The 14,575-nt window shown below is 50.5% G+C and carries 12 protein-coding genes and 1 pseudogene; all 13 read right to left on the bottom strand.

Annotation, left to right across the window (positions count from 1 at the left end):
- Positions 1-43: 43 nt before the first annotated feature.
- On the bottom strand, positions 44-661 hold the full coding sequence (locus tag LKD70_RS06680; RefSeq protein ID WP_227707260.1) for a GerMN domain-containing protein: 618 nt from the start codon (positions 659-661) through the stop codon (positions 44-46).
- Positions 662-881: 220 nt separating this feature from the next.
- Positions 882-2,429: an LCP family glycopolymer transferase gene (locus LKD70_RS06675; RefSeq protein WP_227707309.1), complete on the bottom strand. Its 1,548-nt coding sequence runs from the start codon at positions 2,427-2,429 to the stop codon at positions 882-884.
- Positions 2,430-2,446: 17 nt separating this feature from the next.
- Positions 2,447-3,370 carry a nucleotidyltransferase family protein gene (locus LKD70_RS06670; protein WP_227707259.1) on the bottom strand — a complete coding sequence of 308 codons (924 nt, stop codon included), beginning with the start codon at positions 3,368-3,370 and terminating at the stop codon, positions 2,447-2,449.
- Positions 3,371-3,396: 26 nt separating this feature from the next.
- Entirely contained in the window at positions 3,397-3,672 is a 276-nt protein-coding gene (locus LKD70_RS06665) for an HPr family phosphocarrier protein (protein ID WP_227707258.1), read from the bottom strand.
- A 34-nt stretch (positions 3,673-3,706) separates the two neighbouring features.
- Positions 3,707-5,026 (bottom strand): CdaR family protein, encoded by a 1,320-nt coding sequence (locus LKD70_RS06660; protein ID WP_227707257.1) that lies wholly within the window; start codon positions 5,024-5,026, stop codon positions 3,707-3,709.
- Positions 5,023-5,889: a diadenylate cyclase CdaA gene (gene cdaA, locus LKD70_RS06655; protein ID WP_227707256.1), complete on the bottom strand. Its 867-nt coding sequence runs from the start codon at positions 5,887-5,889 to the stop codon at positions 5,023-5,025. Before cdaA ends, LKD70_RS06660 begins: the two co-directional genes overlap by 4 nt.
- Before the next feature lie 20 nt (positions 5,890-5,909).
- Positions 5,910-7,031: a hypothetical protein gene (locus tag LKD70_RS06650; protein WP_227707255.1), complete on the bottom strand. Its 1,122-nt coding sequence runs from the start codon at positions 7,029-7,031 to the stop codon at positions 5,910-5,912.
- Complete coding sequence (locus LKD70_RS06645; RefSeq protein ID WP_227707254.1) at positions 7,028-7,432, bottom strand: hypothetical protein; 405 nt, start codon at positions 7,430-7,432, stop codon at positions 7,028-7,030. Before LKD70_RS06645 ends, LKD70_RS06650 begins: the two co-directional genes overlap by 4 nt.
- A gap of 100 nt (positions 7,433-7,532) precedes the next feature.
- A complete protein-coding gene (locus LKD70_RS06640) occupies positions 7,533-8,108 on the bottom strand; it encodes a ComF family protein (RefSeq protein WP_407690920.1) in 576 nt (191 codons plus the stop codon).
- Positions 8,109-8,111: 3 nt separating this feature from the next.
- Positions 8,112-8,159 (bottom strand): annotated as a pseudogene (locus LKD70_RS18735) (hypothetical protein); the annotation flags it as partial.
- Between the two features lie 53 nt (positions 8,160-8,212).
- Positions 8,213-10,435: an SF1B family DNA helicase RecD2 gene (gene recD2, locus LKD70_RS06635; protein ID WP_227707253.1), complete on the bottom strand. Its 2,223-nt coding sequence runs from the start codon at positions 10,433-10,435 to the stop codon at positions 8,213-8,215.
- A 77-nt stretch (positions 10,436-10,512) separates the two neighbouring features.
- Positions 10,513-11,502: a rod shape-determining protein gene (gene mreB / locus LKD70_RS06630; RefSeq protein ID WP_227707252.1), complete on the bottom strand. Its 990-nt coding sequence runs from the start codon at positions 11,500-11,502 to the stop codon at positions 10,513-10,515.
- 218 nt (positions 11,503-11,720) lie between these two features.
- Complete coding sequence (gene uvrA, locus LKD70_RS06625) at positions 11,721-14,564, bottom strand: excinuclease ABC subunit UvrA (RefSeq protein ID WP_227707251.1); 2,844 nt, start codon at positions 14,562-14,564, stop codon at positions 11,721-11,723.
- Between the last annotated feature and the right edge of the window lie 11 nt (positions 14,565-14,575).

Raw genomic sequence — 14,575 nt, 5'->3', positions numbered from 1 at the left:
ATATATTCTGTAAAATGGATCGTTTTATCTCTGTACAGAAAACCTAAAACGAAATAATTCCGGTGTAGCCGTCATAATTGGCTCCGTGAGAAGTCTGAAGGGGCTGTCCCTCCTCGGTCAGCCGGATACCGGAATAACTGTACGCCTCCAGGTATGTATTGACAATACAGCCGATGATCTCCGTCTCGCCTGTCGTTCCCATGCTCCGGATCCGGTCGCCTGTAGCCGTATTGAAGTCAAGATCCATCGTCTTGTCATCCTCGTTCAGTGTCAGGCTTAACAACTCACAGTCTTCGGTAATGATTCCCGTCTCCTGAAGAGCTGTCCAGATATCATACTCATCCCGGACATCCACATTTTTTCCCGTCACCTCTGCGGTCTGATCGTCGACATAGTAGACTCTGACATTCCATGTCTCCGCCTCTTCCCCGCTGCTGCTCTGATCTCCATCCGAATTCTGTGTATCTCCGCCGCTTTCAGACTGAGCTTCTGCTTCCGTCTCCCCGTCTTTTACTTCAGTTTCGTCCTTCGGAGCAGCTTCTTCTGTTCCCGCTTCACCGCTCACGTTTTCTCCGGTTTCCTGAGCGCATCCCGTAACCGAAAACGTTGTCATAAGCAGTGCGGCACTCATACCGATCAGCAGATATCTTCTTTTCTTCATAAACTTCACACTCCCTTCATGCATATACAAATACGCACTTTAACATATTAATAATAGCAAGTTTTTCCTCATTTTTCAACGGAAAATACTGGATAGTACCGGCAGAAAAATCTCATCAGCCGGCAGGAACGTATTGACTCTACAACGCAGAATACCGGAAGCGGGGCAGGATATAAACGCCCGCCGTGCTTCCGGTATTCTGTATTTTGCAGACCTGCCGTCAATTAAGAGCTTCCCCGTCTTCAAGACTTCCACCCTCTTCGACCACATTCGCAAGATCAATAATTCCATTTACAACTTCGTAATCAGGATAGATTACATAAAGCAGGGAATCCATTGCGGAATAACAGTAGTCTTCCCCGTCGGTGCCGGTAGCGGCCACGGACTGAATCGACCATTCCGCCCCTGTGCTGAGCTGATTCCTGATCAGCGAATTCAGCTGCGCCTGCGTCACATTTGTTTCCACATCGTTGCTCACCTGATTGATAATGCTGTTTGCGCGAAGCAGAATTGTCGGTGAAAGCACCTTCTTCAGCATCGCAGTGATGACAGCCTGCTGATTCTTTCCCCGCTGATTATCTCCGTCCACCAGAGCATGCCGCTCACGGCAGAACGCCAGCGCCTGCTGTCCGTTAAAGTGATTCATTCCCTCCTGGACATCCATCTCCAGGCCAGACTCCCAGCCGGTTGTGAACGCATACTCGGAATACACATCCACTCCGCCCAGAATATCAACAATGTCGATCAGCGATGTAAAGTTCAGCTGCACATAATAGTTAATCTCCGTCTCGTACAGATTGCCCAGTGTCGCCATGGACGCGTCAAGTCCGTAGGTTCCCGCGTGAGTCAGCTTGTCATTCATTCCATCTGACACTCCGGGGATAGGCACGTAGTAATCCCGCGGCGTCGTGACGAGAAGGATCTGGTGTGTCGTCGGATTTACAACCGCTATGATATTCACATCACTTCGGCTGGAATCCCGGCCGTCGTCCGAATCTTCACCGTAAGTATCCATACCGCTGATGTATACAGTGAATGGCTCTTTAACCAGACTGTCGTCCGAACCGGAAGCCCCGAGACTGAGCTCTGATCTCACCTCAAGTCTTGAAATAATCTTAACCGAACTGCTGAAATTCTCGATAGATTCATTCAGTATACTTGTATACGATTGATTGTAAATGATTGCCTGAACCTCTCCGTCCAGAAGCGCCTGCGCTTCCGCCTGCACCGAACTGTACTCTGTCATATTGATATCCGTTCCAAGCTGGTCCTGGATATCCGTTATGGCAGTCTGCATATTCTCTCCGCCCTGCTCAAACTGTACGCCGAACGTGTAGTCCGCCGCATCCTCAAGCGTCTCTGCCGGATCATCCGCCAGAACCGCTACAACCATGCTGTCCACCTGGAAGAAACTGCCCGTAATAGCCGCAATCATGTTGTTTGTCCTTGCGACATAGTATGTTCCCACAGTCAGAACACAAATCATAAACAAACTGTACACTTTTCCCACGGTCCCGCGCTTTCTGCGCACAGCCTGACTTGTAAAAGCGATACACCAGAGAAATACAAGAACCATGGCCACAAGGGCCAGATAATTGAGAGGGAGCATGTTGAGCAGAACAACAACTCCCATAAAAACAATGCTTAAAAGCGCCTGCAGGATCAGGCAGAAACTGCCGAACCTGTTACGCCTGGATCTGCCGGAAATCTTTCCCGTATTTCTTTTTTTCCGCCCGGCATCCTCTGCCGTTCTCTGCTTCTTTGACATTGCCAAAACCCTTTGTCCTATTCGTTAGTATACAGCGGAGAAGGATATACTCCTTTCTCTGTCATATCCCTGACCGCGCTGACCACCGTCTCACGGTCTTCTTTGTATGTCACTCCGAACCACTGATCATCCGATCTGAGCACCTGTACTGACGCCCTGCCCTTCTCAAGAAGTTCTCCGATAATCGTCGGCAGAAGATATTCCGCCTTCAGATTATCTGCAGGCGTACTATTGAGGAACTCATCAAAACCATTCTTAAGGATTCCGAAAAATTCCGGCGTCAGCCCCCACATATTCATGGAAACAGGAGAGTCCATATCAAGCTCTCTCTCAGCGCCTTCCTCTCTTACAACTGCCCGAAGCCCGTCCTTTTCGATATTGTGTGTTTCCACAATATCCGTAAGCATTCCAGCTTCATTCACATGGCAGATTCCCCTTGTCACCCCGCCGTTGTCGCTGAGTGTGTTTTTCAGAACAAAACTGATCATACAGATATGTATTTTACCAGTATCGGTAATATCTGTCAAATAAGAATACGCTTCTCTAAAAGCGGCTTTTCCGTAATAATCATCCGCGTTGATTACAAGAAACGGCGAATCAACCACATCACTGCAGCTTAAAATTGCCTGTCCCGTTCCCCACGGTTTGGTTCTGCCGGAGAATTTTTCTCTGTACTTTTCCGGAATGTCATCGACTTCCTGGTATGCATACGCAACTTCCACCTGTTTCTCGATTCTCTTCCCGATTACCTCCCTGAACTCCGCTTCAAGATCTTTTCTTATTACAAAGACCACTTTGTCGAAGCCTGCCTCGATCGCATCGTAGATGGAGTAATCCATAATAATCTCGCCGTTCGGTCCCACCGGGGCCAGCTGTTTGATTCCTCCTCCGAACCGGCTGCCGATTCCGGCTGCCATGATTACAAGTGTTGCTCTGCTCATAACTTCTCCTCCTGACAGTTTTTCATCTATTCTCCCAGTCCGTCCTCGACAAGCTGTACCATCTCTCTGAGGGCTTTCTCTTCATCCTCGCCCTCGCATATAATCTCTATCTCATCTCCGCTCTTGATACATGCGCCCAGCACACTGAGAACACTCTTGGCATTTGCAGTCACATCCTCATGCCTTGTCTTTTTCTGAACGGTAATTTTGCTTGCAAACTGCATGGCTGTCTTACAGAACAGTCCTGCAGGTCTCAAATGAAGACCGGTAGGATTTTTTATCTTCACTTTTCCGCTTACCATACTGTAACCACTCCTTATTTTTTCTTGTGACAAATTATCCGGAATCCGCCTCGCCGCTCTGACTGTTCTGGCCGTCCTCTTCCGACTCTCCCGAACCTTCTCCCGGCACTTCTTCCGTTTTTTCTTCAATCGTAAGCCGAACGGTCACTTCTTCCATAAGAGTGATTCCATCCGGAATTTCCACATGTACAGGTACATCATAAGTTCCAGGCTCCGTATATTCCTGCAGATCAACCGATACAGCGCTGCTTATGTCGAGAACGTCAAGACTCTGCTGCTCTCCGCTGAATCTAAGCGTAATCTCAGCATCCGGCTCATAGGAAACCTGCAGGCTGTCAGCCAGGTTATTGATCCGTATGGAGCTCACCAGAAAATCAATTGTACGCGTCCCCTCTTCCTCAATCATGGCCGTAACTTTAACAGTTCCCATATTCTCATCCACCAGGCTCACACCTTCCGGAAGATACGGTGTAATATCCACATCCTGTTCGATCGGCTCTGACGCGCCGCTGACACTGATTACAGACGCAGGAACCGAGATCTGCTGCACGCTGTCAATATCCTCGCTCTTTCCGCAGATCTGAACCGTGTCAGGTTCACTTGTACATCCGGTATAATCATACCCTTCCGCCGGCGTGCCGGACACGCTGAACACTACCGGAACACTTTTGACTTCAAGCACCTCCACCGAGACGCTGACTCCTCCGCTTCCCAGATTGTTCTCCAGCTGATTCTGGCTGATCACATTTCCGTTTGAATCATACAGGATCAGTTCCGCGGTGATCTCTGCGTCTTCATAGAGATCATTCACGTCGATCCTGGCCACTGCCCTGTCAATCCGGTCCAGTGTAGATTCCGCTCCCGTAATCGTCACATTGTCCGGATGCACTGTCATGTCACCCAGAATATAGCCGTCCCTGACATCTCCCTGCGTGGAAACCGTCAGCGGCAGCACTTTACGCCCTGATTTTTCCGTCTGTATCTGCAGGTTTCTCGGTGAGGCGTATGCCGTCTCGTAATCTCCTTCATAATCGGGGATCTCAATGCTGACCGGCACCAGAGATCCGCTCATTTCACGAATATCTGCGGTGGCTATAATGTCCTCGGCCGTCAGCTTCTGCCGCACCTCCCTGGTCGCGTAGACTGTAACACTGACCGTCTGCTCTCCAATGACCTGATACACCTCGCCGGAGGATGTAATAATATCATCATTTGTAATATGAACCGGTATCTCTGAAAAAGTGCTGCTTCCGATGGGATTATCCACATTCACTACGATCAGCCACAGAAACGCGGAAAAGACAAGGGCGATTATTTTCAGTCCGATATTGTTCGTAAACCTGTACTTTCTCATTCTCTGCGCCACCCCTTCCGTATAGCGAACTTCTTCTTCGGTTCAGAATTTCTATACTGAATCTGGCTCAGTTTTTCCCGGAGTTCTTCTCTGTTCACACCTCTTGTCAGCACGCCGCCCATTGCATATGACACAAGTCCTGTCTCTTCCGACACAACAATCACGAGCGCGTCACACACTTCGCTCATTCCGAGTGCCGCCCGGTGTCTTGTCCCAAGATCCTTGCTGATCGACATATTGTCGGAAAGCGGCAGATAACAGGTGGCCGAAGTAATTCTGTCTCCTCTGACAATCACAGCTCCGTCGTGCAGAGGCGTATTGTGCTCAAATATATTAATGAGAACCTGAGATGACACTTTACAGTCAAGTTCGATCCCTGTCATTTCATATTCATTAAGCCGGATCACCTGCTCTACAACGATAAGTGCTCCCGTACACACATTTCCCATATCAAAGCACGCATTGACAATGCTGTCAGCCGTTTCATCCGAAAACCGCTCATTCTCCCGGCTCCGGTCAAACGGGTTAATGCTGCTCAGCAGATTCTTCTCACCGAGTTTTTCCAGCGCGCGGCGCAGCTCCGGCTGAAATACAACCACAGCGGCAATCGCAAGCACATTAATCGACTGCGCAGCCAGATACAAAATGGTATGCATCTGGAAGATCCATGCAAGCAGAATAAACGCGCCCAGCATGATAATTCCCCGCAGCAGCATCCACGCCTTTGTATTCTTGATCCACAGCAGGATCTCATATATGAACACTGTCAGAATCAGAATCTCAATTACGTCCATGACCTGGATCTGCGGAAGATACATTCCCTCTGTGTAATTGTCCATTAAATTTCTAAGCCAGTCTACCATACTGTGCTACACCACCCTGTTTACCTCGGCTGCTCCTTATCCTGATCCAGCCCCAGCTCTCTGCTCAGACTTCTCGTGAGCAGGATCTCTTCCGTGTTCTGTTTTGCGGGTTCCTCCGTACTTCTGTTTTTCCTGGAAACGGGCGGTTTCTTCTCCGCCTTCTTCTTTCCAGGTGTCTCCGCGTCATTTTCTGCGCTGTCCCCTGATACTCTGGCCTGACTTCCGGTGATTCGCTTCACCTGTTTCTCCGGCACAGAGACGCCGACCTTAGGAACAGCTTTCACATAATAATAGTATTCATCATCCTCAAACTGGATATTCTCTGTCCGCGAATAATCCACGGAAAAGAACAAAAATTCCAGCACAAGTCCGACAGCCACTCCCAGCACCGCGCTCAAAACCGCAGACGGATAGGAGATACCGCCGTCCAGCACAATATTTCCGGCAAGGGCGACAACAAGGCTCACTGCCGCGCCCGACGCTGAAGCGATCTTCCAGGCGTGATCAATCGCTCTCGTGCGGACCAGATTGACAACAAGAACTCCAAGTACCACTGCCATAACCATCAGCCACATTTCCTGATTGGTAAGCATCTGTCTCGTGAAGCTCATCAGGCTTGTCACAAGACCGTCCGCATCCGTACTGCGGAATGCGGCAGCCGATGATTTCACTGTTTCTGTCATATAAAAGGAGACAACTCCGCACGCTGCCGGAACAATCCAGGTGGGCGTTCCCATCAGGCCGAACACAACCGGAATGACGAACGGGATCTTAAGTCCGAACGCAATTGCCGGAAGAAGAACAAGCCATGCCTTTCCCGGAGTAAACCGGAAATAAAATATGTACATTAAAAGGAAAACCACAAATGAAACAGCCGCCACCGGCATGGAAAGCGCATAAAAATGCACCAGCACGAGCACGGTTGCCGCGAACACCGTCACAATCATCGGAAGGAACGTACAGACAGCCGCCAGCCCGACCGTACAGAACACCGAGGACGCAGCCTCCATGAATCCCACATTTGAATTGATGAGTCCGAACAGGACAAGCCCCAGCACGAACTGCAGAGCCTTTCTGATATATATCGAATACTGCGCATAGATATTCTGCAGTTTTTCTCTCCAAACAAGCAATGTACTCATGATCTGTTTATCTCCTTCTTCTGATTCATCTTTTCCAGCCGTGCAAGATCACGCATGTATCTCTTCACCCGCTGTTTTGCACGTTTGTGTTTTTCTTTATAGAAGCTTCCCGCTCCGACTCCGTAGAGGATCAGAAGTACCAGATATCCCCCCACGGCAACGGCCAGGAGAATAAGAAGACGCAGGATCGTAATTCCTTCCAGCAGCGTTTCCCCTCCGCAGAGGAAAACGAGCCCGGCTGCAAGCGCGTACCCGACGGTAATCCAGATCAGAGTGATCCATGTGTTCAGACTGGAGTAATCCTTCCGGTAATAACTGCAGATCCTGACATCCTCCTCACCATATTCCTTTTCATAGATGGCAGTTCTTGTCATCAGGCGTATTTTCCTTTTATCCACCATAATGCTTCTCTATGTCCTTCCTGTGTATTATAGGTGTTTTATTCTTATGCCGCATCGCCAATGCCTGTTTTGTGTCACTATGTTTTAGTATAGCATATACTCAGATACCTTGTCCAATGCTTATCGTCAAAAAGAAGACATTTTGGACTCCTGCCGCCGCCAGGACTTCTGCGGCTTTTTCCACGGTCGATCCGGTCGTATATATGTCATCGATAAGAACGGCATTTTCAACCGGCTTCCAAGTGCGCGAAACGCCGAATGCACCGCTTAGATTTTTCTTTCTCCCGTCACTCCCGAGATCCTTTTGAGGCGCCGTCTTCCTGATTCTGAAAAGCACGTCGTTTCTCATCGGGATTCCTGTCAGACGGGAAAGCTCCTCAGCAATAATCTCCGCCTGGTTAAATCCTCTTTTTCTTCTCCGCGAAATATGAAGGGGCACCGGGATAATGGCCTCTGCACCCCATTTTTTCAGCTGTTCCCCGTAAGATTTGTTCAGTTCTCCCGCGAACACCTTGCCCCAGCGGCGCCGGTTGTGGTATTTGAACCGGTACAGTGCCCCGGAAACAGGCTCCCTGTGCAGCCAGAGACTGCGCCCCTGACGGATATACGACTTCTTCCTCCTGCAGTCAAAGCAGTACTCCTCTGTCCCGGACGCAAGCGGACGTCCGCAGCGCATACACCGGGGTTCCCGGACGGGACGGATCTTCGCCCGGCATCCGCTGCAGATTCCCTCTTCCGAAATTTTCCCGCAGAACGGACATACCGGAGGATAGAGAAGATTCAGGATTCTCCCTGAAATTCCCGGATCCGTTCCGCCAGACTTGTATATCTTGCCTGCTCGTTTCTGTTTTGTATCATTTCCTGGAATACGGCATCACTCCCAACAATCGTAAGGCATTTTCTCGCCCTTGTCACCGCTGTGTACAGCAAATTTCTGTTATAGAGAAGTTTCGGCCCCGGAAGCAGCGGAATAATCACAGCCGGGTACTCGCTTCCCTGAGATTTGTGCACGGTAATCGCATAGGCGAGTTCCAGTTCCTCGACCATGTCAAACCCGTACTTTACTCTTCTCGCCTCGTCAAACTCCACTTCCACTGTCTCGGTATATGAATTAATCTCACGTATCACGCCCATATCTCCGTTGAAAACTCCGGTTCCGCTGTCCACAGCAAGCCCGTATTTTGTCCGGATTTCCCACTCAAGCTGATAGTTGTTCTTGATCTGCATAACTTTATCGCCTTCCCGGAACAGCCGGCCGCCGATCTCCTGCTCGTTCTTTTTCGGGTCTTCCGGGTTGAGATATCTCTGCAGAATTGTATTGAGCCGCTCTACCCCGAGCAGTCCCTTTCTCGTCGGAGTCATGACCTGAATTTCATCCGGCCGGGCTCCCACATATTTCGGAAGCTTCTTCTGAATCAGCAGGATCATCACGCCGATGATCGTATCCGCGTCCTGCCTTCTCAGGAAGAAAAAGTCCCGGCTCTTGTTGTTCAGTACGACCGGCTCTCCCGCATTGATCTTATGCGCGTTGACCACGATGTCGCTCTCGCCCGCCTGCCGGAAAATCCTCTTTAATGTCACCACCGGGAACCGTTCTGACGCAATGATATCTTTCAGCACGCTTCCCGCCCCGACAGACGGAAGCTGATCCACATCTCCTACAAGAACAAGCCTTGTCCCCGGCACAACCGCCAGAAGAAGGGCATGCATCAGCGCCAGATCTACCATAGACATCTCATCAATGATAATCACATCCGCATCAAGAGGGTTCTGCCGGTTCCGGAGAAAACCGCCCACACTGTCCTCATCCTCCGGGTTGACATTCACTTCCAGAAGGCGGTGGATCGTCTGCGCCTCATACCCCGTGGCCTCTGTCATTCGTTTTGCCGCGCGCCCGGTCGGCGCCGCAAGGAGAATGCTCATCCCCTCGCTGTCAAAAAAGCGGATCATCGTGTTGATGGTCGTTGTCTTTCCCGTACCCGGGCCGCCGGTCAGAACGAGAAGGCCATGCTTGATCGACTCGATCACCGCTCTGTGCTGCATCGGATCCAGCTCGATCTGCTCGTTCTGCTCCACCTTCTTCAGCCGCCGTTCCATCATATCCTCCGGCATCTCGCAGCGGATATTCAGGTCATGAAGCATTTTTGCCGCATTGAGTTCCATATAGTAATAGCGTGCCGGATAAACCCTGACTTCTCCGTCCTGCTCCTTCATGACAGTTTTCTTCTCAATGCAGAGATCCATAACGTACTTTTCCACATCCTGTATCTCGACTCCCAGAAGCTCTCCCGCACGTCTCGAGAGCACCTCCTGCGGCAGATAGACATGCCCCTCTCCCAACGCCTGCTGGAGAACATAGAACAGTCCGCTCCGGATCCGGTAATCCGAATCCGTATGTATCCCGATCCGGGCGGCAATCTCATCTGCAGTGCGGAAACCGACCCCTTCTATATTGTCCGCAAGCTGATACGGGTTCTCTTCCAGAACTTTGTATACACGCATACCATAATACTCGTATATCTTCGCCGCAAGTTTTGTGGAAATCCCGTATTTCTGGAGGTAAATCATCGCCTTGCGCATATCCTTCTTTCCTTCGACCTGCTCAGCGATCTCTCTTGCCTTGCGCTCACTGATCCCCTTGATCTCGGCGAGACGCTCCGGTTCCTCCTCAATAATCCGGAAAGTATCTTCCTTAAATTTTTTCACAATACGTCCGGCCAGAGCAGCGCCCACTCCTTTTATCGCCCCGGAACCAAGGTAGCGCTCAATGGACACCAGATCCTCCGGTTCCTTCACAATGTGAGACATCACTTTCAGCTGGGTGCCGTACACATTATGATTGACATACTCGCCGCTCAGCTCCATCATCTCACCTTCACTGATGAAACTGAAATTGCCGACACATGTCACTTCCCCATCGTCATTTTCCAGATGAAATACCGTATATCCGTTGTCCTGATTCCGGTAGACAATATGTCCTACATATCCCGTAACCGTCTCCAAATTTATCCCTCTTTCGCAAAACAGCAGGGATGTGTCCTTTCCCGTTCACATCCCTGCCGGTTTTCTCATAATCATTTCTAGTAATCCCTGCGTCCGCTCATGAATTCCACAAACTGCCCGGTTCCGATCGCAACGACCTTCATCGGGTCCTCCGCAGTCATCGTATTGATTCCGGTCTTTTCTTCGATCAGTTCCTCAAGTCCCCGGAGCATTGCACCGCCTCCGGTGAGCACGATTCCTCTGTCCAGAATATCTGCCGAAAGTTCCGGCGGCGTCTGTTCCAGCACAGAGATCACTGCCTCCACGATCTGACTGGTAGCCTCCCTCAAGGCCTCCTCTGTCTCGGAAGACGTCACTGTAACCGTCTTCGGAAGTCCGGTCACAAGGTTTCTTCCTCTTACTTCCATCGTTTCCTCCTCCACAAGAGGATATGTTGTCCCGATCTTGATCTTGATATCCTCTGCAGTGCGCTCTCCGATGAGAAGATTATGTTTTTTCCTCATATAACGGACGATCGCTTCGTCAAAATCATCGCCCGCCACTTTAATAGACGTATTTACCACGGTTCCTCCAAGAGAGATCACCGCGATATCCGAAGTTCCTCCGCCGATGTCGACAATCATATTTCCGCACGGCTTCGCTATATCAATTCCGGCTCCGATAGCCGCCGCAACCGGCTCCTCGATCAGATGTACTTCTCTTGCTCCCGCGGCAAAGGTCGCTTCCTCGACTGCTTTTTTCTCAACCTCTGTTACCCCGCTCGGTACACAGATACTGATACGCGGCTTCTTGAAAGTCCGCTTTCCAAGTGCTTTCTGAACAAAATATTTGATCATCTTCTCGGTCACTGTATAATCTGAGATTACACCCTGGCGAAGCGGACGGACCGCCACAATATTCCCCGGCGTTCTTCCGAGCATCATCCGGGCTTCCTCGCCGATCGCCTTGATCACATTTGTATCTCTGTCAAACGCAACGACAGACGGTTCCTTCAGAACAACGCCTTTGCCCCGCACATAGACAAGCACACTGGCGGTTCCCAGATCTATCCCGATATCTACCGACATATGCAATTCTCCCTTCTAAATCTTTATACTCTTTCCCACCTGACATTTCCGGCCGGCTGCCCTGCCGGTGCGGAAGCCATGTATCTTCTCCTTACAGATTTTCTCATTTTACGTAGGGCGGATATGGCAGACTCCCTCACCCTGACACTCCGCATAACCAGTATAATAGACTTTCCAAAAAATGGAAAGACCTTTTTTCTTAAAAATTGTATGAAAAATCATCTTTTCAGCATCGCATCTATATATTTCCCTGTATATGACTTTTCATTCTCTGCCACCTCTTCCGGAGTACCGCAGGCGACGACTGTTCCGCCTCTCTCACCGCCTTCGGGTCCAATGTCAATGATATAGTCGGCGGTCTTAATCACATCCAGATTGTGCTCAATGACAATGACAGTATTTCCGTCTCCGGACAGACGCCTTAAGATCTCCGTCAGCTTGTGCACATCCGCAAAATGCAGCCCTGTCGTCGGCTCATCGAGAATATAGACCGTCTTCCCCGTGCTTCTCTTGCTCAGCTCTGCCGCAAGCTTGATCCGCTGTGCCTCTCCGCCTGAGAGCTCTGTGGACGGCTGTCCCAGACGGATGTAGGAAAGTCCCACATCGTTGAGTGTCTCCATCTTTCTGCGGATACTGGGGACATGTTCAAAGAACGCAAGCGCCTCCTCCACCGTCATATTGAGCACATCATAGATCGTCTTCCCTTTATATTTTACTTCCAGAGTCTCACGGTTGTACCGCTTTCCTCCGCACACCTCGCAGGGCACATAAACATCCGGAAGGAAATGCATCTCGATCTTGATTATTCCGTCTCCCGCGCACGCCTCGCACCGGCCGCCTTTTACGTTGAAGCTGAAACGGCCCTTTTTATACCCTCTTGCTTTCGCATCCGGTGTCGCCGCGAACAGATCCCGGATCAGATCGAACACGCCGGTGTAGGTTGCAGGATTGGAGCGCGGCGTTCTGCCGATGGGCGACTGATCAATAGCGATCACTTTGTCTACCTGATCCAGCCCCTCGATCTTCCTGTGGTTTCCGGGGATTGTGCGCGCGTGGTTCAGATCTCTCGCAAGCCTCTTGTAGAGGATTTCATTGACAAGCGAACTCTTTCCCGATCCCGACACACCGGTCACGCATGTCATCACTCCAAGTGGGAAGTCCACATCAATGTTTTTCAGATTGTTTTCCTTTGCGCCTTTTACTTTCAGCCATCCGGCGGGCTTCCTGCGCTCTTCGGGAACAGGGATTTTAATCTTTCCGGATAAGTATGCCCCTGTCACCGAGTTTTTATTTTCCATAATCTCCTTCGCCGTTCCCACAGCGACAACTTCTCCTCCGTGCTCTCCTGCACCGGGGCCGATATCGACAATATAATCCGCGGCAAGCATGGTATCCTCGTCATGCTCCACCACGATCAGCGTATTTCCGAGGTCACGGAGATGCTTCAGCGTGGCGAGCAGCTTGTCATTATCCCGCTGATGAAGCCCGATGCTCGGCTCGTCAAGAATGTATGCCACTCCGACCAGACCGGAACCGATCTGTGTGGCAAGCCGGATTCTCTGCGCCTCTCCGCCTGAAAGTGATGCTGTGGCGCGGGCAAGCGTCAGATAGTCCAGCCCCACATCCATGAGGAATTGAATTCTCGCCCGTATTTCTTTCAGAATCTGGGCGCCGATCAGCATCTGCGTGTCCGTGAAGACCAGATCTTTCAGGAACTGCTGCAGTTTCTCTACAGAAAGAGCGGTAACTTCTGAGATATTCCTGCCGCCGACCGTTACAGCAAGCGCTCCGGGTTTCAGCCTCTGTCCCCTGCAGGCCGAACAGGGCGTAACATTCATGAACGTCTCATACTCGGCCTTTATCGTCTCGGATCCGGTCTCGCGGTACCGGCGCTCTACGTTTTTAAGCAGACCTTCAAACGCGACGTCATATACACCCTCGCCCCGCTGCCCTTTGTAAAACACTTTCACGCTCTTTCCGTTCGTTCCGTGTATAATAATGTCATGAATCTTTTTCGGATATTTCTCAAAGGGCGTATCCAGATCGAAATCATATTCCCTGCACAGCGCATCAAGGATCGCCCGGGTAAAACTGCCCTTGTCCGTACAGGACTGCCATCCCAGAACCGCGATGGCTCCCTCATTGATAGAGAGCGACGGATCCGGAATGATCAGTTCCTCCGCAAACTCCATTTTATATCCCAGTCCGTAGCACTCCGGGCAGGCTCCAAACGGATTATTAAAGGAGAAGCTTCTCGGCTCAATCTCATCGATACTGATTCCGCAGTCCGGGCAGGAAAAGCTCTGACTGAAATTCATCGGCTCCCCGTCAATCACATCTACCACAAGAAGCCCTTCCGCAAGATGCAGCACACTCTCCACGGAATCCGTCAGTCTCTTCTCGATTCCGGGACGCACAATCAGTCTGTCCACAATAATCTCGATCGTGTGCTTGATATTTTTATCAAGCGCAATATCCTCTGACAATTCGTACAGATTGCCGTCTATGCGGACGCGGACATAACCGCTCCGTTTCGCTCTCTCGAGCAGTTTTGCGTGGGTTCCCTTTCTTCCGCGCACGACAGGGGCAAGAAGCTGGATCCGCGTCCGCTCGGGCAGCGCCATAATCTGGTCCACCATCTGGTCCACCGTCTGCTTCGCAATCTCCCTGCCGCACTTCGGGCAGTGGGGAATTCCGACTCTTGCGTACAGAAGACGGAAGTAATCGTAAATCTCTGTCACTGTACCCACTGTGGAACGGGGATTGTGGTTCGTCGACTTCTGGTCAATCGAAATCGCAGGAGAAAGCCCCTCGATACTCTCCACATCCGGTTTCTCCATCTGTCCCAAAAACTGTCTTGCGTAGGAAGAGAGCGATTCCATATATCTTCTCTGTCCTTCTGCGTAAATCGTGTCAAACGCAAGCGATGATTTTCCGGAACCGCTTAAGCCCGTCAGAACGACGAGCTCATTTCTCGGAATGTCTACATCAATATTTTTCAGATTGTTTTCATTTGCACCCCGGATTCTGATATATTTCCGGACGTCCATCTTCGTTCCCATTTATGTCTTTC

Source organism: Ruminococcus turbiniformis (genome assembly GCF_020687545.1).
Lineage (GTDB): Bacteria > Bacillota > Clostridia > Lachnospirales > Lachnospiraceae > Mediterraneibacter > Mediterraneibacter turbiniformis.
Note: the sequence above shows the minus strand (reverse complement) of the source record. Positions and strands in the feature narration are given on the sequence as shown.